Annotated in this window: 22 protein-coding genes; 21 read left to right on the top strand and 1 reads right to left on the bottom strand. The window is 70.6% G+C overall.

Features of this window, described 5'->3' with window-relative positions; all coding sequences use genetic code 11:
- The first annotated feature begins 230 nt into the window (after window positions 1-230).
- The 16 genes from rpsP to ABZ281_RS09570 all read left to right on the top strand — a co-directional run bounded on the left by rpsP (window position 231) and on the right by ABZ281_RS09570 (window position 12,274).
- Complete coding sequence (rpsP, locus tag ABZ281_RS09645; protein ID WP_356653796.1) at window positions 231-647, top strand: 30S ribosomal protein S16; 417 nt, start codon at window positions 231-233, stop codon at window positions 645-647.
- A 2-nt stretch (window positions 648-649) separates the two neighbouring features.
- A complete protein-coding gene (locus ABZ281_RS09640) occupies window positions 650-889 on the top strand; it encodes an RNA-binding protein (protein WP_005479813.1) in 240 nt (79 codons plus the stop codon).
- 82 nt (window positions 890-971) lie between these two features.
- Entirely contained in the window at window positions 972-1,514 is a 543-nt protein-coding gene (rimM, locus tag ABZ281_RS09635; protein ID WP_356653794.1) for a ribosome maturation factor RimM, read from the top strand.
- A complete protein-coding gene (gene trmD / locus ABZ281_RS09630) occupies window positions 1,515-2,348 on the top strand; it encodes a tRNA (guanosine(37)-N1)-methyltransferase TrmD (RefSeq protein ID WP_356653792.1) in 834 nt (277 codons plus the stop codon).
- A 134-nt stretch (window positions 2,349-2,482) separates the two neighbouring features.
- Entirely contained in the window at window positions 2,483-2,833 is a 351-nt protein-coding gene (gene rplS, locus ABZ281_RS09625) for a 50S ribosomal protein L19 (protein ID WP_356653790.1), read from the top strand.
- A 45-nt stretch (window positions 2,834-2,878) separates the two neighbouring features.
- The gene (lepB, locus tag ABZ281_RS09620; protein ID WP_356653788.1) at window positions 2,879-3,604 is read left to right on the top strand and encodes a signal peptidase I; all 726 of its coding nucleotides are present in this window, start codon (window positions 2,879-2,881) and stop codon (window positions 3,602-3,604) included.
- Window positions 3,597-4,691: a signal peptidase I gene (gene lepB, locus ABZ281_RS09615; RefSeq protein WP_356653786.1), complete on the top strand. Its 1,095-nt coding sequence runs from the start codon at window positions 3,597-3,599 to the stop codon at window positions 4,689-4,691. The genes lepB (ABZ281_RS09620) and lepB (ABZ281_RS09615) overlap by 8 nt, the downstream gene beginning before the upstream one ends.
- Window positions 4,579-5,541 carry a signal peptidase I gene (gene lepB, locus ABZ281_RS09610; RefSeq protein WP_356653784.1) on the top strand — a complete coding sequence of 321 codons (963 nt, stop codon included), beginning with the start codon at window positions 4,579-4,581 and terminating at the stop codon, window positions 5,539-5,541. Before lepB (ABZ281_RS09615) ends, lepB (ABZ281_RS09610) begins: the two co-directional genes overlap by 113 nt.
- Before the next feature lie 51 nt (window positions 5,542-5,592).
- Window positions 5,593-6,372: a signal peptidase I gene (gene lepB / locus ABZ281_RS09605; protein WP_356653782.1), complete on the top strand. Its 780-nt coding sequence runs from the start codon at window positions 5,593-5,595 to the stop codon at window positions 6,370-6,372.
- The gene (locus tag ABZ281_RS09600; protein ID WP_356653780.1) at window positions 6,362-6,886 is read left to right on the top strand and encodes an NUDIX hydrolase; all 525 of its coding nucleotides are present in this window, start codon (window positions 6,362-6,364) and stop codon (window positions 6,884-6,886) included. Before lepB (ABZ281_RS09605) ends, ABZ281_RS09600 begins: the two co-directional genes overlap by 11 nt.
- Before the next feature lie 56 nt (window positions 6,887-6,942).
- A complete protein-coding gene (locus tag ABZ281_RS09595) occupies window positions 6,943-7,251 on the top strand; it encodes a DUF2469 domain-containing protein (protein ID WP_003993268.1) in 309 nt (102 codons plus the stop codon).
- Between the two features lie 76 nt (window positions 7,252-7,327).
- The gene (locus ABZ281_RS09590) at window positions 7,328-7,729 is read left to right on the top strand and encodes a YraN family protein (protein ID WP_356653778.1); all 402 of its coding nucleotides are present in this window, start codon (window positions 7,328-7,330) and stop codon (window positions 7,727-7,729) included.
- Window positions 7,730-9,352, top strand: a complete 1,623-nt coding sequence (locus ABZ281_RS09585; protein ID WP_356653776.1) for a YifB family Mg chelatase-like AAA ATPase — start codon at window positions 7,730-7,732, stop codon at window positions 9,350-9,352. It abuts the gene before it with no gap.
- Window positions 9,349-10,509: a DNA-processing protein DprA gene (gene dprA, locus ABZ281_RS09580; RefSeq protein ID WP_356653774.1), complete on the top strand. Its 1,161-nt coding sequence runs from the start codon at window positions 9,349-9,351 to the stop codon at window positions 10,507-10,509. The genes ABZ281_RS09585 and dprA overlap by 4 nt, the downstream gene beginning before the upstream one ends.
- A gap of 271 nt (window positions 10,510-10,780) precedes the next feature.
- Window positions 10,781-11,623, top strand: a complete 843-nt coding sequence (whiG, locus tag ABZ281_RS09575) for an RNA polymerase sigma factor WhiG (protein ID WP_356653772.1) — start codon at window positions 10,781-10,783, stop codon at window positions 11,621-11,623.
- Between the two features lie 93 nt (window positions 11,624-11,716).
- On the top strand, window positions 11,717-12,274 hold the full coding sequence (locus tag ABZ281_RS09570) for a helix-turn-helix domain-containing protein (RefSeq protein WP_356653770.1): 558 nt from the start codon (window positions 11,717-11,719) through the stop codon (window positions 12,272-12,274).
- Between the two features lie 269 nt (window positions 12,275-12,543).
- On the opposite strand, the gene ABZ281_RS09565 is transcribed toward ABZ281_RS09570, so the two are convergent.
- Window positions 12,544-13,125 carry a M23 family metallopeptidase gene (locus ABZ281_RS09565; protein ID WP_356653768.1) on the bottom strand — a complete coding sequence of 194 codons (582 nt, stop codon included), beginning with the start codon at window positions 13,123-13,125 and terminating at the stop codon, window positions 12,544-12,546.
- A gap of 273 nt (window positions 13,126-13,398) precedes the next feature.
- On the opposite strand from ABZ281_RS09565, the gene rpsB reads away from it, so the two are divergent.
- The 5 genes from rpsB to ABZ281_RS09540 all read left to right on the top strand — a co-directional run.
- Window positions 13,399-14,361 carry a 30S ribosomal protein S2 gene (rpsB, locus tag ABZ281_RS09560; RefSeq protein WP_356653766.1) on the top strand — a complete coding sequence of 321 codons (963 nt, stop codon included), beginning with the start codon at window positions 13,399-13,401 and terminating at the stop codon, window positions 14,359-14,361.
- Window positions 14,362-14,534: 173 nt separating this feature from the next.
- Window positions 14,535-15,371, top strand: coding sequence for a translation elongation factor Ts (tsf, locus tag ABZ281_RS09555; RefSeq protein WP_031103424.1), 837 nt, complete (start codon window positions 14,535-14,537; stop codon window positions 15,369-15,371).
- A gap of 184 nt (window positions 15,372-15,555) precedes the next feature.
- A complete protein-coding gene (gene pyrH / locus ABZ281_RS09550) occupies window positions 15,556-16,314 on the top strand; it encodes a UMP kinase (protein WP_030852122.1) in 759 nt (252 codons plus the stop codon).
- A 167-nt stretch (window positions 16,315-16,481) separates the two neighbouring features.
- On the top strand, window positions 16,482-17,039 hold the full coding sequence (frr, locus tag ABZ281_RS09545; RefSeq protein ID WP_006136598.1) for a ribosome recycling factor: 558 nt from the start codon (window positions 16,482-16,484) through the stop codon (window positions 17,037-17,039).
- Window positions 17,039-18,099: phosphatidate cytidylyltransferase (locus tag ABZ281_RS09540; RefSeq protein ID WP_356653764.1), on the top strand; the 1,061-nt coding region annotated here is incomplete at its 3' end. The genes frr and ABZ281_RS09540, both read left to right, overlap by 1 nt.

The following is an 18,099-nucleotide window of genomic DNA, read 5'->3' as shown; positions in this document are numbered from 1 at the left end:
CGACGTGCCCCACCTCCACGCCGGGTGCGCCCTCGGTATGCCCGCACGGCGGCCCGGAGCCCGGGCCCGGAGCGACCCGTGGGGTGTGGCACAATGGCTAGCTGTACTCGACAGTCGCACAGGAACCCTCTCGCCTCCGGCTGACGCGTCCATCGGGCACTCGGGTACCGCAACCCCACGCGGCTTTCTCGCCGTGCCCAACCACGTCAAAACCAGGAGAACCCACTCCCGTGGCAGTCAAGATCAAGCTGAAGCGTCTGGGCAAGATCCGTTCGCCTCACTACCGCATCGTCGTCGCCGACTCCCGTACCCGCCGTGATGGCCGGGCCATCGAGGAGATCGGCAAGTACCACCCGACGTACAACCCGTCGGTGATCGAGGTCGACGCCGAACGTGTGGCGTACTGGCTCGGTGTCGGCGCCCAGCCGACCGAGCCCGTGATGGCCATCCTCAAGAAGACCGGCGACTGGCAGAAGTTCAAGGGCGAGCCCGCCCCGGCTCCGCTGCTGACGCAGCCCGAGAAGGCCGCGCGTCCGTCCTTCGAGGCCATCGGCGGCGACGACGAGGGCAAGGGTGAGGCGATCACCCAGAAGAAGAAGGCCGAGAAGAAGGACGAGGCCACCGAGTCCGCTTCGACCGAGGCCTGAGCATGCTCGAGGAGGCTCTCGAGCACCTCGTGAAGGGCATCGTCGACAACCCTGACGATGTGCAGGTCGCCTCGCGCGACCTGCGCCGCGGTCGCGTGCTCGAGGTCCGGGTCCACCCGGACGACCTCGGCAAGGTGATCGGCCGCAACGGCCGCACCGCACGCGCCCTGCGCACCGTCGTGGGCGCCATCGGCGGTCGTGGCGTCCGCGTCGACCTCGTCGACGTGGATCACGTCCGCTGACGCTTATCGCGCAACCGGCTCGGGCCGGGGAGGGCCTGAGGGCCGTCCCCGGCCCGCAGTCGTATGACAGGAGATTGCACACGTGCAGCTGGTAGTCGCACGGATCGGCCGTGCCCATGGCATCAAGGGTGAGGTCACCGTCGAGGTACGGACCGACGAGCCGGAGCTGAGGCTGGGCCCCGGCGCCGTCCTCACCACCGATCCCGCCGGCGCGGGACCGCTCACCATCGAGACCGGCCGCGTCCACAGCGGCCGCCTCCTGCTGCGCTTCGAGGGCGTCAGCGACCGCAGCGGCGCCGAGGCCCTGCGCAACACCCTCCTGATCGCCGAGATCGACCCGGAGGAACTGCCCGAGGGCGAGGACGAGTACTACGACCACCAGCTCATGGACCTCGACGTGGTCACCGTGGACGGCACCGAGGTCGGCCGCATCACGGAGATCTCGCACCTGCCCTCGCAGGACCTGTTCATCGTGGAGCGCCCTGACGGCAGCGAGGTGATGATCCCCTTCGTCGAGGACATCGTCACCGAGATCGACCTCGAGGACCAGAAGGCCGTCATCAACCCGCCGCCCGGCCTGATCGACGACCGCGCCGAGATCGCCTCCAGCCGGGAAGAGCCGTAAATGCGCCTCGACGTCGTCACGATCTTCCCCGAGTACCTGGAACCGCTGGACGTCTCCCTCGTCGGCAAGGCACGCGCGCGTGGGCAGCTGAACGTGCACGTCCACGACCTGCGTTCCTGGACCCACGACCGTCACAACACCGTCGACGACACCCCGTACGGCGGCGGCCCCGGCATGGTCATGAAGACCGACCCGTGGGGTGACGCGCTGGACTCCGTGCTGGCCGACGGCTACGAGACGGGCTCCCGGGCGCCCGCCCTCATCGTGCCCACCCCGAGCGGCCGCCCCTTCACCCAGGAACTCGCCGTCCACTTCTCCGAGCGCCCCTGGCTGATCTTCACCCCGGCCCGCTACGAGGGCATCGACCGTCGCGTCGTCGACGAGTACACGACCCGGATGCCGGTCTACGAGGTGTCCATCGGCGACTACGTCCTGGCCGGGGGCGAGGCGGCCGTCCTCGTCGTCACGGAGGCCGTGGCGCGGCTGCTGCCCGGGGTCCTGGGCAACGCCGAGTCCCACCGGGACGACTCCTTCGCGCCCGGCGCCATGGCGAGCCTCCTGGAGGGGCCCGTCTACACCAAGCCGCCCGAGTGGCGCGGCCGGGACATCCCCGACGTGCTGCTCAGCGGCCACCACGGCAAGATCGCCCGCTGGCGCCGCGACGAGGCCCTGAAGCGCACGACCGCCCACCGGCCCGACCTCATCGAGCGCTGCGACCCCAAGGCCTTCGACAAGAAGGACCGCGAGATGCTCTCCATCCTGGGCTGGGCACCCGACCCGGCGGGGGAGCCGTACGGTCGATTTTGGCGCAGGACCGACGGCGTGGAAGAATAGCCAGCTGTTGTGCGTCCGTCCGGCGTGCGCCCCTGCCACAGGGGGAGACGACGTCCGCCCCGACCCGCACACCCCTGATCCGAAACACCTAGTTTCCGTTGATGACCTGTGGCATCAGCGAGGAAAGCAGACTCATGTCCCACCTGCTCGACACCGTCGACTCCGCGTCGCTGCGCAGCCACGTCCCCGCGTTCCGCCCGGGCGACACCGTCAACGTCCACGTCCGCGTCATCGAGGGCAACCGCTCCCGTGTGCAGCAGTTCAAGGGCGTTGTGATCCGCCGCCAGGGCTCCGGCGTGCGCGAGACCTTCACGGTCCGCAAGGTCTCCTTCTCCGTCGGCGTCGAGCGCACCTTCCCGGTGCACACCCCGATCGTGGAGAAGATCGAGCTCGTCACCAAGGGTGACGTCCGCCGCGCCAAGCTGTACTACCTGCGCGAGCTGCGCGGCAAGGCCGCGAAGATCAAGGAGAAGCGCGAGAACTGAGCGCTCTTCGGGGTTCACGTCGGGGCCGGATAGCATCTGGCTCCGATGGACACCGAAGCACAGCCGACGGAGCGCGACCGCTCCTCCCGCCCTTCCGGCTCCGAGGGAACGACCTCGGAACCCGCAGGGCCGGAGGACCGGTCGCGTTTCGCGTTGGTGTCGCGTGTCAGCGCCTGTGTCCCGGGCGGTCGGATCACTCTGACCCTGCTGGTCTGCCTGCTGTTCCTGCTGTCGCTCAGCACGTTCGTGGTGCGCCCGTTCCAGATCCCCAGCGGATCCATGGAGCAGGCATTGAGGATCGGGGACCGGGTTCTCGTAAATAAGTTGGCGTACCGTTTCGGTGCCGCGCCGCAGCGGGGGGACATCGTCGTGTTCGACGGGACCGGGTACTTCGGGCACGCGGACTACGTCAAACGCGTTGTCGGCGTGGGGGGAGACCACGTGGTCTGCTGCGACAGGGAGGGGAGGATCCAGGTGAACGGCCGGCCGGTCGACGAGTCGGGCTTCCTGTATCCCGGCGACAGCCCGTCCACGGTGCCCTTCGATGTCGTCGTGCCCGGAGGCACCCTGTTCGTCCTCGGCGACCACCGCAGCGACTCCAGCGACTCCCGCGACCATCTCGGCTCGCCGGGCGGCGGCATGATCCCCGTCGGCGACGTGATCGGCCGCGCCGACGGCATCATCTGGCCGTTCGGCCACGCCACCCGGCTGCACCGCCCCGACGCCTACGCGCGCGTGCCGGCCGCGGGAAGGGCGGGCGCCCATGGGTAACCGCGGCAAACCGCGCGGCGTCCCTGCGGGCCCCGCGGAGAACCTGCTGCCCACCGGCGCCCGGCGCGCCGCCGGCCCGTCCGGCGGCGGCCGTACGCGTGCCGAGCGCCGCAAGCTCCAGCGCAGGGTCAAGCGGCGCCGCAGGCGCAGTGCCGTCAAGGAGATACCGCTTCTCGTGGGCGTCGCCGTCCTGATAGCGCTGGTGCTGAAGACGTTCCTCGTCCAGGCCTTCGTCATCCCGTCCGGCTCCATGGAGCAGACGATCCAGATCGGCGACCGCGTCCTGGTCGACAAGCTCACCCCGTGGTTCGGCTCGAAGCCGCAGCGCGGGGACGTCGTCGTCTTCAAGGACCCCGGCGGCTGGCTCCAGGACGAGCAGCCCACCACGCAGAAGGCCGATCCCGTCGTCGTCAAGCAGGTCAAGGAAGGGCTCACCTTCATCGGCCTGCTGCCGTCCGAGAACGAGAAGGACCTCATCAAGCGGGTCGTCGGCGTCGGCGGCGACCGCGTCAAGTGCTGCGACACGCAGGGGCGCGTGACCGTCAACGGCGTCCCGCTGGTCGAGGACTACCTCTACCCCGGCGCCGCGCCGTCCGACACGCCGTTCGACATCACGGTCCCGCAGGGGCGGCTGTGGGTGATGGGCGACCACCGGAACAACTCCGCGGACTCCCGCGCCCACCAGGACACCGACTACGGGGGCACGGTCTCCGAGGACGAGGTGGTGGGCCGCGCCATGGTCATCGCCTGGCCCTTCGGGCACTGGAACATGCTGGAGGAACCGAATACGTACGCCTCCGTGTCCGACTCGGCCCCCGGGTCGACCGCAGCTCCCGAACTGTCGCATAGGGTTGCCTCCTACGATTCGAACGAGACGATCCAGCTCCCGACCCCTGCGGAACTCCCGCTCGTTATGGGAGTGGTGGGCCTGCGCCGTGTATGGGGCAGGCGGCGGCACGGAGTGAGGAGTTGGCGTGGGGGATGTGGCGGTTGGCGCACGGTCCGGACACGACGGCGAGGAGCATCGCGGACGCCCCGCGGAATCCTCCGTCCCGGCCGCGGACAGCGCCGTGACCTCCGGGAGTGACTCCGGGGGAGCCGAGGACGAGAGGGTGACGGGCGAGCACACGACAGCCGAGGACCAGGGACCGGGCGGCACGGCCCGGACCCCGAAGAAGCCGCGCTCCTTCTGGAAGGAGCTGCCGATCCTGATCGGTATCGCGCTGGTGCTGGCGCTGCTGATCAAGACCTTCCTGGTGCAGGCCTTCTCCATCCCCTCCGACTCGATGCAGAACACCCTCCAGCGGGGTGACCGCGTCCTGGTCGACAAGCTCACCCCCTGGTTCGGCTCCGAGCCCGAGCGCGGCGAGGTAGTCGTCTTCCACGACCCGGACAACTGGCTGGCCGGCGAGCCGACCACGGACCCGAACGCCCTGCAGACGTTCCTCAGCTGGATCGGCCTCATGCCGTCCGCGGAGGAGAAGGACCTCATCAAGCGCGTCATCGGCGTCGGCGGCGACACCATCGAGTGCAAGAACACCGGCCCGCTCACGGTCAACGGCAAGGCGCTCAACGAGCAGTCGTACGTCTACGCCGGCAACACGCCGTGCAGCCAGGACGACCAGGGCGGCCAGTTCAAGGTGAAGGTGCCCGAGGGCTACATCTGGGTCATGGGCGACCACCGGCAGAACTCGCGGGACTCCCGCTACAACCAGGCCGACAAGAACCACGGCATGGTCCCGGTGAAGGACGTCGTCGGACGCGCCGTCGTCGTCGCCTGGCCGATCAACCGCTGGAACACCCTGACGGTGCCGGACACCTTCGACCAGCCCGGGCTGAGCGCCCAGCCGGCCACCGCGGGCCTGCCGGCCGCGCCGCAGGGCCTGGCACTGGCCGGTGTGGTGCCGGTGGTGTGGTGGCGTCGCAGGAAGCAGTGATCCCGACCATGGGCTGACCCCGGCCGGTACCCCCGGGTAGGGTGCGGACCCATGGGTGGCGAGAGCATGACGCACACGGCCCCGCGCAGCGGCGGCCCGAGCACGGGCCCGGTGGGCAGCCGGACCGGACAGCGGTTGTCCGGGCTGGCCGTCGCACTGGGCCTCGTGCTGTTCCTGGGCGGATTCGCCTGGGGAGCGGTGGTCTACCGGCCGTACACCGTGCCCACCAGTTCGATGACCCCGACGATCGACGCGGGTGACCGGATCCTGGCGCAGCGCGTCGACGGTGGCGAAGTGCGCCGCGGTGACGTCGTCGTCTTCAAGGACGCGACGTGGGCCAACGCACCGATGGTCAAGCGCGTGGTCGCCGTCGGCGGCGACACGGTCGCCTGCTGCCAGGACGGCAAGCTGAAGGTCAACGGCAAGGAGATCGACGAAACGTACCTGCCCCGGGGCACGCCGGCCGAGATGAGCAACTTCCCGGCCGTGACCGTCCCCAAGGGCCGGCTGTTCCTGCTCGGTGACGAGCGCGGCAACTCCGTGGACTCCACGGCTCACCTGACCGACGCCGCCAGCGGCACGGTGGCACGCTCAGCCGTGGACGCCCGGGTCGACTCCGTCGTGTGGCCGATGAAGGGCATGCTGGAGCGCCCCACCGGCTTCGAGCCGCTCGGCGCGCTCTCCTCGCCCGGCCCGCTGTGGACGATCACCCTTCTCGTGATCGCCGGCGCGGTGCTCGTCCTGGGCGGAGGCGCCTACGGGCCCATCGCCAAGCGTACCGGCGCCGCCCGGGCCCGACGGGAGAGCACGGAGCCCGCAGGTGTCCGCTGAGGCCGTCGGAGCGGGCCAGGACGCCTACGAGGGCGGGTTGCGCAAGGTCGCCCGGGTCGTGCTGCTCGACCCGCAGGACCGCATCCTGTTGCTGCACGGGCACGAACCGGACGATCCGGCCGACGACTGGTGGTTCACCCCCGGCGGGGGCGTGGAGGGCGACGAGACCCGTGAACAGGCCGCCCTGAGGGAACTCGCCGAGGAGACGGGCATCACCGAGGTCGAGCTCGGCCCGGTGATGTGGCGGCGGAGGTGCTCCTTCCCGTTCGCCGGCCGCCGCTGGGACCAGGACGAGTGGTACTACCTGGCCCGTACGGACCGCACGGCGGTGACCGCCACCGGGCTGACCGAGCTGGAACGGCGCAGCGTCGCCGGAGCGCGCTGGTGGACGTGTCCGGAACTGAGCCGGGCACATGAGACGGTGTATCCGACCAGACTCGCCGGGCTGCTGCGCACGCTGCTCGACGAAGGTCCCCCGGCCAGCCCAGTGATCCTTGACCCGGAAATCGTCTAGGGGCTCACGGGACTGGCGCACAATAGGGGGATCGCACGGCTGAAGGGGAACATGCCATGAGCGCCGAGGACCTCGAGAAGTACGAGACCGAGATGGAGCTGAAGCTCTACCGGGAGTACCGCGATGTCGTCGGTCTGTTCAAATACGTGATCGAGACCGAGCGGCGCTTCTACCTGACCAACGACTACGAGATGCAGGTGCACTCGGTCCAGGGTGAGGTCTTCTTCGAGGTGTCCATGGCGGATGCCTGGGTGTGGGACATGTACCGGCCGGCGCGGTTCGTGAAGCAGGTCCGGGTGCTCACGTTCAAGGACGTGAACATCGAGGAGCTGAACAAGAGCGACCTGGAGCTGCCGAGCGGCTGAGGGTCCTTGAGTGGGTGACGGAGTTATCCACAATCGCTGAGCCACCCACCAAGATCCACTTCTTGGAGGTGGGTGCGTGATCGTTGGCGCCGGAGGTGGTGCCGACATGACCGCACAGCTGGCACGCAGTGCCATGGGGAAGTACGGGGAGAGCCTGGCCGCACGACGGCTGGCCGAGGCGGGTCTGACGGTCCTGGAGCGCAACTGGCGCTCCGGCAGGGCCGGCGAGATCGACATCGTGGCCAGGGACGGGGACGTCCTGGTCGTCTGCGAGGTGAAGACCCGCAGGGAAGGCCCCTTCGAGCATCCGATGGCGGCCGTGACCCCGCAGAAGGCGGAGCGGCTACGGGAGCTGGCCGAGCGGTGGATCCAGACACACGGGGGCGCGCCGCCCGGCGGGGTCCGCATCGACGTGGTCGGGGTGCTGCTGCCGGCTCGTGGCGCCGCCGTGGTCGAGCACGTGCGGGGGGTGGCCTGAATGGCATTCGCCCGTACGTGTTCGGTGGCCCTGGTCGGCGTCGAAGGCGTGGTCGTCGAGGTCCAGGCCGACCTCGAACCCGGCGTCGCGGCCTTCACGCTGGTGGGGCTGCCCGACAAGAGCCTCACGGAGAGCAAGGACCGGGTGCGCGCCGCGGTCGTCAACTCGGGCGCGTCCTGGCCCCAGAAGAAGCTCACGATCGGCCTGAGCCCCGCCTCGGTGCCGAAGTCGGGCAGCGGTTTCGACCTGGCCGTCGCGGCGGCGGTGCTGGGCGCGGCGGAGCGGATCGACCCGCGGGTCCTCGCCGACATCGTGATGATCGGCGAACTGGGACTGGACGGGCGGGTGCGGCCCGTGCGGGGGGTGCTGCCGGCGGTACTGGCGGCCGCCGACGCGGGGTACGAGCAGGTGGTCGTGCCGGAGTGCGCCGCCGCCGAGGCTTCCCTGGTGCCCGGGGTGTCGGTGCTGGGCGTCCGCAGCCTGCGGCAGCTGATCGCCATCCTGGCCGACGAACCCGTGCCCGACGAGGAACAGGACGTGCAGGGCCGCCCGGACCCGCTCCTCGCCGGGCTGCGCGTGCCGGGGACCGGCGCGGCCACGGGCATGCACAGCGCCGGGACCGCCCACGATCACGGTCATGACCTGGCGGACGTCGTCGGACAGACCTCGGCGCGCACCGCCGTGGAGGTGGCCGCGGCCGGCGGGCATCACCTCTTCCTCGAGGGGCCGCCCGGTGCCGGCAAGACGATGCTCGCCGAACGGCTGCCGGCCATCCTGCCCCGGCTCGGCCGGCAGGAGTCGCTGGAGGTCACCGCGGTCCACTCGGTGGCGGGCCTGCTGCCCCCGGGCAAGCCGCTGATCGACCTCGCCCCCTACTGCGCCCCGCACCACTCGGCCACGATGCAGGCCCTCGTCGGCGGCGGCCAGGGCATCGCGCGACCCGGGGCGGTGTCGCTGTCCCATCGGGGGGTGCTGTTCCTCGACGAGACGCCCGAATTCAACAGCCAGGCCCTGGACGCCCTGCGCCAACCGCTGGAGGCGGGGCACGTCGTGATCGCGCGCAGTGCGGGCGTCGTGCGCTTCCCGGCGAAGTTCCTCATGGTGCTCGCGGCCAATCCCTGCCCGTGCGGCAGGTTCTCGCAGCGGGACGACCTGTGCGAGTGCCCGCCCTCGGCGATCCGCCGCTACCAGGCCAGGCTCTCCGGCCCGCTGCTGGACCGGGTCGACCTGCGCGTCGAGGTGGACCGCATCACCCGCACCGAGCTGACCGCCGTCGGTGCCAGGGGCGAGTCGACCGCGACGGTCGCCGACCGGGTGCGGGCGGCCCGGGAGCGGTCCGTGGAGCGCCTTGCGGGCACCCCCTGGCGCACGAACAGCGAGGTGCCCGGCCGGGAGCTGCGCAGCCGCTGGTACGCCGTGCCCGGCGCGATGGACGAGGCCGAGCGGAACCTGGAGCGGGGTGTCCTGACCGCCCGCGGCCTCGATCGCGTCCTGCGCGTGGCCTGGACCGTCGCCGACCTCGTCGGCCACGACCGGCCCGACGCCACGGACGTCGCCCTCGCGCTCCAGCTGCGCACCGGTGTGCCGCGAGGCGTCCCCATGGCCATCGGGGCGCTGGCATGAGCGCCGTCGGCGAACCGGACGACGAGCTGCTCGGCCGGGTGCTTCTCACCCGGGTCCTCGAGCCCGGTGACCACGTCGGCGGCCGGTGGGTGCGGGAGTTCGGGGCCGGGGAAGTGGTGCGGCGGCTACGGGAGGGCGGGCCCGCCCTCCCGGGGGCGAGCGGGAAGCGGTGGACCGGGCTTCTGTCCAGGGCGGAGGCCGCCCGGCCGGGCCGCGATCTGGCAGCCGCCCGGGATGCCGGGGTGCGGTTCGTCTCTCCCGGGGACGCGGAGTGGCCCGGGCAGCTCGACGATCTCGGGGATGCCCGGCCGCTGGGGCTGTGGGTGCGCGGCCGGCCCAGTCTGCGGATGTGGGCGCTGAAGTCGGTCGCCGTGGTCGGCGCCCGGGCCTGCACCGAGTACGGAGCCCACATGGCCGCGACCCTCGCCGCCGGTCTCGCCGAGCAGGGCTGGGTCGTGGTCTCCGGCGGCGCCTACGGGGTCGACGGCGCCGCCCACCGCGGAGTGCTCGGAGCCGGCGGCGCCACCGTCGCCGTCCTCGCCTGCGGCGTCGACCGGCCCTACCCCCGCGGCCACACCCAGCTGATCAGCAGGATCGCCGAACAGGGACTGGTGATCGGCGAGTTGCCACCCGGCGACCATCCGACGCCGAGCCGGTTCATCCTGCGCAACAGAGTGATCGCAGCCCTCACCCGCGGCACGGTGGTCGTCGAGGCCGCCCACCGCAGCGGCTCCCTGGTCACCGCCCGGGCGGCACAGCGCCTCGGCCGGCACACGATGGGCGTGCCCGGCCCGGCCACCAGCGGGCTCTCCGCCGGAGTGCACGATCTGCTGCGCGGGGAGGCCGCCCTGGTCACCGATGTCGCGGACGTCGTCGAACTGGTCGGTGACATCGGGGAGCTGGCCCCCGACCGGCGCGGCCCGGTCCTGCCCCGTGACCTGCTGGAACCGGCCACCCTGCAGGTCCTCGCCGCACTGCCGGGACGCGGGGCGGCCCGGCCCGACGAGATCGCGCGAGCCGCACAGACCGCACAGGACGACGCGATCGCGAGACTGTACGAACTCCGAGCACTCGGTTACGTCGAACGACACGGCGACGGCTGGAAGTTGACACGCCAGGCGGTGATGTCGGTCCGCGACGGTCGCGGGAGGTGTTGACCGTGTGTGTTCGGCCGTCCGGGGGAACCCCGACAGCCCTTGGAATGCGGGAAGTTGGGGCCGTCCGGTGATCACACCGAGCGACCGCGCCGCCCCGCCGGGACCCCCTCAGGAATGTATCTGCGCCCGACTTGGTCTCCGCTCTTCGCACACCGCGACACCACAGTCACGCTACGCTCACGAGGATCCCGACACGGACAGGCAACTCGACATCAGACAGACAGCCCACCCCAGCAGCACCACTCCGCAGCAGAACGGCACAAGGCGACGAATGCCCCAGCACACCTCCGGGTCCGACCGGGCGGCGATCCCCCCAGCCGCCCGTGACGGTGGCAGCGTGCGTCCGCCCGCTCCCTCGACGCTCGACGAGCTGTGGCGGTCGTACAAGGCGACGGGGGACGAGCGGCTGCGGGAGCAGCTGATCCTGCACTACTCGCCGCTCGTGAAGTACGTCGCGGGACGGGTCAGCGTGGGCCTGCCGTCCAACGTCGAGCAGGCGGACTTCGTCTCCTCCGGGGTGTTCGGGCTGATCGACGCGATCGAGAAGTTCGACATCGACCGGGAGATCAAGTTCGAGACGTACGCGATCACCCGGATCCGCGGCGCGATGATCGACGAACTGCGGGCGCTGGACTGGATCCCCCGCTCGGTGCGGCAGAAGGCGCGCAACGTGGAGCGCGCCTACGCCACGCTGGAGGCCCGGCTGCGGCGGACCCCGACCGAAGGCGAAGTGGCCTCCGAGATGGGTATCGCCGTCGAGGAACTGCACGCGGTGTTCAGCCAGTTGTCGCTGGCCAACGTGGTGGCCCTGGAGGAGCTGTTGCACGGGGGCGGCGAGGGCGGCGACGGACTCAGCGTCATGGACACGCTCGAGGACACCGCCGCCGACAACCCCGTCGAGGTCGCCGAGGACCGGGAGCTGCGGAGGTTCCTGGCGCGGGCGATCAACACGCTGCCGGACCGGGAGAAGACCGTGGTCACGCTGTACTACTACGAGGGCCTCACTCTGGCCGAGATCGGGAACGTGCTGGGGGTGACCGAGAGCCGGGTCAGCCAGATCCACACCAAGTCGGTGCTGCAGCTGAGAGCGAAACTGGCGAGCTTCGGCCGCTGACCTGCCCGGATGTCGTCGGGCCGGCGACAACCACTCCCGCCTGGGGGGACGCGTCCGTAGAGTGTTGACGTGCCAAGGATTCGAGCGGCCTCCGTGGCCGAGCACCGGTCGATGCAGCGAGCCGCCCTGCTGGACGCGGCTCGTTCCTTGTTGTCCGAGGGCGGTACGGAGGCGCTGACCTTCCCGGCCCTCGCCGAGCGGACGGGCCTCGCGCGCTCGTCCGTCTACGAGTACTTCCGGTCCCGGGCGGCAGTGGTCGAGGAGCTGTGCGAGGTCGACTTCCCGGTCTGGGCGGCGGACGTGTCGGCGGCCATGGAGCGGGCCGGGACGGCCGAGGCCAAGGTCGAGGCGTATGTGCGCCAGCAGTTGGAGCTGGTCGGCGACCGGCGGCACCGGGCGGTGGTCGCGATCTCCGCGAGTGAGCTCGACGCGGGGGCGCGGGAGAAGATTCGGGCGGCGCACGGCGGGCTGGTCGCGATGATCGTCGAGGCGCTGGGCGAGCTGGGGCACGAGCAGCCCCGACTGGCGGCGATGCTGGTCCAAGGCGTGGTGGACGCGGCCGTGCGAAGGATCGAGCTCGGAGCCGCGGGGGAGCCCGGGACGATCACGGATGCGGCGGTGTCGATGGCGCTGCGGGGGGTGCGGGGCTGAGGCCCGACGCTGCCTCGCCTCTGGACCGTCAGCCCCGCACACCCGGCAGCGTCGGGCGTCAGCCCGCATGCCCGGCAGCGTCAGGCCGTCAGCCTGCACGCCCGGCACACCCCGCAGCGTCAGGCCGTCAGCCGGCACACCAGGCCGGGGCGTTTCGCGGCCCGGCAGAGCGGGGTCCAGCCGCCCGAGCGGCACGCCGCACTCGCCCGCTACGTCAGCGGTATGCCGCATTCGCCCGGGGTACCCCAGCGGTACGCCGCACTCGCCTGCTACGTCAGCGGCAGCAGCCTCGACGGGCCCCTGGGCAAGAGCCACGGTGGCAGGAGCGACAGCGGGTTCAGGTAGCCCTCGCCGCGGCGCAGGCCCCAGTGGACGCACGTGGTCGTGCAGTGCGAGCCGCTCGCGTCCACCGTGCCGATCACCTCGCCCGGTTCCACCTCCTCGCCCTCCTCGACCGCGGCCGTCACCGGCTCGTACGTCGTGCGCAGGGGTGGATCGCCCGTCCCCGTGAGGTCCACCGAAATGACTCCTCTCCCGGCCACCCGGCCCGCGAAGGCGACCCGGCCCGGGGCCACCGCTCGAACCGGTGTGCCCGCCGGTGCCGCCAGGTCCACGCCACGGTGACCCGGGCCGTAGACCGTCGCCGGAGGCTCCCAGCCCCTCAGGACACGGGGGCGCAAGCCGACGGGCCAGGTGCGGCCGATGGCCGGCACGGTGGCCGGAAGGCCGGGGTCGGCCAGGGGCGCACCCGCCGCGAACAGCGGTGGCGGCGGGGCCAGCAGGGCCGTCGCCGTGACGATCACCAGCAGGATCAGGCGCGCACAGACACGCACACATCGTTTCGCTCGCATGCGGAAAGCGTTCCGGAGTCCCGGCGTCGCCGCTCGCGGCTGTGGGCGGGCGCCCGCTTGTGGACAACGGCGTCACCCGGCACCCCACGGGTCCCGTACACTTCTGGTGGCGGCCCGAGTCATCGGGTCGACTTCGCACGCCCCGATACGAACCCCGGCAACGGGCCCGTATCAGCGCCCCTCGGTCCCTCGTGGAACGGCGCGCAGTGGGCGTCAGGCGCGGAAGCCGTCCGGCATCCGCGGCACAACCGAGAAATTCAAGGAGATACGGCCATGGCCGTCGTCACGATGCGGGAGCTGCTGGAGAGCGGCGTCCACTTCGGTCACCAGACCCGTCGTTGGAACCCGAAGATGAAGCGCTTCATCTTCACGGAGCGCAACGGCATCTACATCATCGACCTGCTCCAGTCGCTGTCGTACATCGACCGCGCCTTCGAGTTCGTCAAGGAGACCGTCGCCCACGGTGGCACGGTCATGTTCGTCGGCACGAAGAAGCAGGCGCAGGAGGCCATCGCCGAGCAGGCCACCCGCGTCGGCATGCCCTACGTCAACCAGCGCTGGCTGGGCGGCATGCTCACCAACTTCTCGACCGTCTACAAGCGTCTGCAGCGCCTCAAGGAGCTCGAGCAGATCGACTTCGAGGACGTCGCCGCGTCCGGTCTGACCAAGAAGGAGCTTCTCGTGCTCTCGCGCGAGAAGGCCAAGCTGGAGAAGACCCTCGGCGGTATCCGCGAGATGCAGAAGGTGCCCAGCGCCGTCTGGATCGTGGACACCAAGAAGGAGCACATCGCCGTTGGTGAGGCCCGGAAGCTGAACATCCCGGTCGTCGCGATCCTCGACACCAACTGCGACCCCGACGAGGTCGACTACAAGATCCCGGGCAACGACGACGCGATCCGCTCCGTCACCCTGCTCACCCGTGTGATCGCGGACGCGGTCGCCGAGGGCCTCATCTCCCGCTCCGGTGTCGCCACCGAGGGCAAGGGCGACAAGGCCGCGGGCGAGCCGCTGGCCGCGTGGGAGCGCGACCTGCTCGAGGGCGAGAAGAAGGCCGACGAGGCCGCCCCCGCCGCCGAGGCCGCTCCGGCTGCCGAGGCCCCTGAGGCTGCTCCGGCTGCCGAGGCCGCCGAGGCTGCTCCGGCCGCCGAGGGCGAGAAGCCGGCCGAGGCCGAGGAGCCGGCCGAGGGCGAGAAGCCGGCCGAGGGCGAGAAGCCGGCCGAGGCCGAGCAGGCCTGACCCGTCAGTCCGAGTTGACGGCGGGAGCGGCCGCACTCACCAGCGCCTGCGGCGCGGTGAAGTCCGCTCCCGCCGTTGACCCGTAGGTCAGCGGAAGGACAGCGCCTTCCGGCTCCATGGGGCGCATCCGCAGATCTTCGATCTTCCAGACTTCGAGAGAGATTCACAGACTCATGGCGAACTACACCGCCGCCGACGTCAAGAAGCTCCGTGAGCTCACGGGCGCCGGCATGATGGACTGCAAGAAGGCGCTGGACGAGGCCGAGGGCAACGTCGAGAAGGCCGTCGAGGCGCTCCGTATCAAGGGCCAGAAGGGCGTCGCCAAGCGCGAGGGCCGCTCCGCCGAGAACGGCGCCGTCGTCTCGATCATCGCCGACGACAACTCCTCCGGTGTCCTGGTCGAGCTGAAGTGCGAGACGGACTTCGTCGCCAAGGGTGACAAGTTCCAGGCCGTGGCCAAGACCATCGCCGAGCACGTCGCCAAGACCTCCCCGGCCGACCTCGAGGCGCTGCTCGCCTCCGAGATCGAGGCCGGCAAGACCGTCCAGGCGTTCGTCGACGAGGCCAACGCCAACCTGGGCGAGAAGATCGTCCTGGACCGCTTCGCGCAGTACGCCGACGGCTTCGTGACGGCGTACATGCACCGCACGATGCCCGACCTGCCCCCGCAGATCGGTGTCCTCGTCGAGCTGGACAAGCCGAACGCGGAGATCGCCAAGGGCGTCGCCCAGCACATCGCCGCCTTCGCGCCGAAGTACCTCTCCAAGGAGGACGTGCCGGCCGAGGTCGTCGAGTCCGAGCGCCGCGTCGCCGAGGAGACCACCCGCGCCGAGGGCAAGCCCGAGGCCGCCCTGCCGAAGATCGTCGAGGGTCGCCTCAACGGCTTCTTCAAGGACGCCACGCTGCTCGGCCAGCCGTACGCGCTCGACAACAAGAAGTCGGTCCAGAAGGTTCTGGACGAGGCCGGTGTCACCCTGAAGCGCTTCACGCGCATCAAGGTCGGCATCTGAGTCCGTACCGCGCTCGACGCCCGACCCCGATAGGGTCGACAGCGGTCGTCCGCGTACGCCGTCACACGAGTGGCGGACGACAGCAGATCTGACGAGGAGGCCATTGCCGTATGGGATGCGAAACACGCCCCACCGGCAATGGCCTTCTTGGTATGTGCAACACGTGAAAGAGGCGGGATCCCCCATGACCACCAAGGCCCAGAAGAGCGACGACGGCAAAGTGCGCGGCCGGTTTCTGCTGAAGCTGTCCGGAGAGGCCTTCTCCGGTGGCGGCGGCCTTGGCGTCGACCCCGACGTGGTGCACAAGATCGCCCGCGAGATCGCGGCCGTCGTACGCGACGGCGCGGAGATCGCGATCGTCATCGGCGGTGGCAACTTCTTCCGCGGCGCCGAACTCCAGCAGCGCGGCATGGACCGGGCCCGCTCCGACTACATGGGCATGCTCGGCACGGTCATGAACTGCCTCGCCCTCCAGGACTTCCTGGAGAAGGTCGGCGTGGACTGCCGGGTGCAGACCGCCATCACCATGGGTCAGGTCGCCGAGCCGTACATCCCGCTGCGCGCCGTGCGGCACCTGGAGAAGGGCCGCGTGGTCATCTTCGGCGCCGGGATGGGCATGCCGTACTTCTCCACCGACACCACCGCCGCCCAGCGCGCCCTGGAGATCGACGCCGAGGCGCTGCTGATGGGCAAGAACGGTGTGGACGGGGTCTACGACTCCGACCCCAAGACCAACCCGGACGCGGTGAAGTTCGACCACCTCGGCTACGGCGAGGTCATCACGCGCGATCTGAAGGTCGCCGACGCCACGGCCGTGACGCTGTGCCGCGACAACAAGCTCCCGATCGTGGTCTTCGAGCTGCTGGCCGAGGGCAACATCGGACGCGCCGTCAAGGGTGAGAAGATCGGCACGCTGGTGGGGGACCCCGGCAGCCGGGACTGACACCCCCGGGTACAACCCCGTCCGGGGGACGGACGGGACGGAGCCGGGCCGGGGGATGGACAATGTCCTGCCGGTCGGGAACCGTGCAGGAAGAAGACGCGACGCAGCCGGCCGCCGCCCCACATGGAACCGCAGCCGGGCCTACTCAAGACACGCAGGAGCAAGTGGTGATCGAAGAGACCCTCCTCGAGGCCGAGGAGAAGATGGAGAAGGCCGTCGTGGTCGCCAAGGAGGACTTCGCCGCGATCCGCACCGGTCGTGCGCACCCGGCGATGTTCAACAAGATCGTGGCCGACTACTACGGCGCGCCGACGCCGATCAACCAGCTGGCCTCGTTCTCCGTGCCCGAGCCGCGTATGGCCGTGGTGACCCCCTTCGACAAGAGCGCGCTGCGCAACATCGAGCAGGCGATCCGCGACTCCGACCTGGGCGTCAACCCGAGCAACGACGGCAACATCATCCGGGTGGTGTTCCCCGAGCTCACCGAGGAGCGCCGCCGCGAGTACATCAAGGTCGCCAAGGGCAAGGGCGAGGACGCGAAGATCTCGATTCGCTCCGTGCGCCGCAAGGCCAAGGAAGCCATCGACAAGCTGATCAAGGACGGCGAGGTCGGCGAGGACGAGGGCCGCCGTGCGGAGAAGGAGCTCGACGACACCACCGCGAAGTATGTCGCGCAGGTGGACGAGCTCCTGAAGCACAAGGAAGCGGAGCTGCTCGAGGTCTGATGAACGACTCTTCCTGGGGGGCGCCGCCACAGGCCGGGTACTGGGGGCCCACCGACCAAGGGCATGGTCACGGGCACGTCCAGGGTCCGGGCCACGGGCACGTCCAGGGGGCCGCTCCGGCGGGTCCCGCATACGATGCGTATGAAGCGCCTCAGACTCGCCCCATGCCCATCGTGCCCGACGTGACCGAATTCGGCGGAAACCAGGATGACGACCGGGGGGCTGCTCGGCTGAGCGGCCCCCCGGTCCGAAACGACACGAATCCGGAGCCCATGCCCGACGCCTCGCAGCCGGCGCCCAAGCCGCCGAAGAAGAGCGCGGGTCGCGACCTGAGTGCCGCGATAGGGGTCGGTGTCGGGCTCGGTGCGGTGATCGTCGCGTCGCTGTTCGTCGTCAAGGCCGTGTTCGTGGGTGTCGTCGCCGTGGCCGTGGTGGTGGGCCTGTGGGAGCTGACCAAGCGGCTGGAGGAGCGCAAGGGCATCCGGGCGCCCCTCGTGCCGCTCGCGCTCGGCGGTGCCGCGATGGTCGTCGCCGGGTACGTCCGGGGCGCCGAGGGCGCGTGGGTGGCGATGGCGCTCACGGCACTGGCCGTCCTGGTCTGGCGCATGACCGAACCGCCCGAGGGCTACCTCAGGGACGTCACGGCGGGCGTCTTCGCGGCGTTCTACGTACCGTTCCTGGCGACCTTCGTCGCGATGATGCTGACCGCGGACGACGGGCCGCAGCGGGTGCTCACCTTCCTGCTGCTCACGGTCGTCAGCGACACCGGGGCCTACGCCGTCGGCTGGCGGTTCGGCCGGCACAAGCTCGCCCCGCGCATCAGCCCCGGCAAGACCCGCGAGGGCCTGCTCGGCGCGGTCTCCTTCGCCATGGTCGCGGGGGCGCTGTGCATGCAGTTCCTCATCGACGACGGGGCCTGGTGGCAGGGCCTGGTGCTGGGCCTCGCGGTCGCGGTCACCGCCACGCTCGGCGACCTCGGCGAGTCCATGATCAAGCGGGACGCCAGGGCTTGCCGATCTCCCAGACGAGCAGGAGCGCCAGCAGGCCGCGGTGTTCGGTG

The organism is Streptomyces sp. NPDC006265 (genome assembly GCF_040613555.1).
Taxonomy (GTDB): Bacteria; Actinomycetota; Actinomycetes; order Streptomycetales; family Streptomycetaceae; genus Streptomyces.
Note: the sequence above shows the minus strand (reverse complement) of the source record. Positions and strands in the feature narration are given on the sequence as shown.

Excerpts from the sequence above, each read along its gene's own strand:
- ABZ281_RS09640 (WP_005479813.1), top strand. The coding sequence starts at position 650 with ATGCTCGAGGAGGCTCTCGAGCACCTCGTGAAGGGCATCGTCGACAAC.
- trmD (WP_356653792.1), top strand. The coding sequence starts at position 1,515 with ATGCGCCTCGACGTCGTCACGATCTTCCCCGAGTACCTGGAACCGCTG.
- rplS (WP_356653790.1), top strand. The coding sequence starts at position 2,483 with ATGTCCCACCTGCTCGACACCGTCGACTCCGCGTCGCTGCGCAGCCAC.
- lepB (WP_356653788.1), top strand. The coding sequence starts at position 2,879 with ATGGACACCGAAGCACAGCCGACGGAGCGCGACCGCTCCTCCCGCCCT.
- lepB (WP_356653786.1), top strand. The coding sequence starts at position 3,597 with ATGGGTAACCGCGGCAAACCGCGCGGCGTCCCTGCGGGCCCCGCGGAG.
- lepB (WP_356653782.1), top strand. The coding sequence starts at position 5,593 with ATGGGTGGCGAGAGCATGACGCACACGGCCCCGCGCAGCGGCGGCCCG.
- ABZ281_RS09595 (WP_003993268.1), top strand. The coding sequence starts at position 6,943 with ATGAGCGCCGAGGACCTCGAGAAGTACGAGACCGAGATGGAGCTGAAG.
- ABZ281_RS09585 (WP_356653776.1), top strand. The coding sequence starts at position 7,730 with ATGGCATTCGCCCGTACGTGTTCGGTGGCCCTGGTCGGCGTCGAAGGC.
- dprA (WP_356653774.1), top strand. The coding sequence starts at position 9,349 with ATGAGCGCCGTCGGCGAACCGGACGACGAGCTGCTCGGCCGGGTGCTT.
- whiG (WP_356653772.1), top strand. The coding sequence starts at position 10,781 with ATGCCCCAGCACACCTCCGGGTCCGACCGGGCGGCGATCCCCCCAGCC.
- ABZ281_RS09565 (WP_356653768.1), bottom strand. The coding sequence starts at position 13,125 with ATGCGAGCGAAACGATGTGTGCGTGTCTGTGCGCGCCTGATCCTGCTG.
- rpsB (WP_356653766.1), top strand. The coding sequence starts at position 13,399 with ATGGCCGTCGTCACGATGCGGGAGCTGCTGGAGAGCGGCGTCCACTTC.
- tsf (WP_031103424.1), top strand. The coding sequence starts at position 14,535 with ATGGCGAACTACACCGCCGCCGACGTCAAGAAGCTCCGTGAGCTCACG.
- pyrH (WP_030852122.1), top strand. The coding sequence starts at position 15,556 with ATGACCACCAAGGCCCAGAAGAGCGACGACGGCAAAGTGCGCGGCCGG.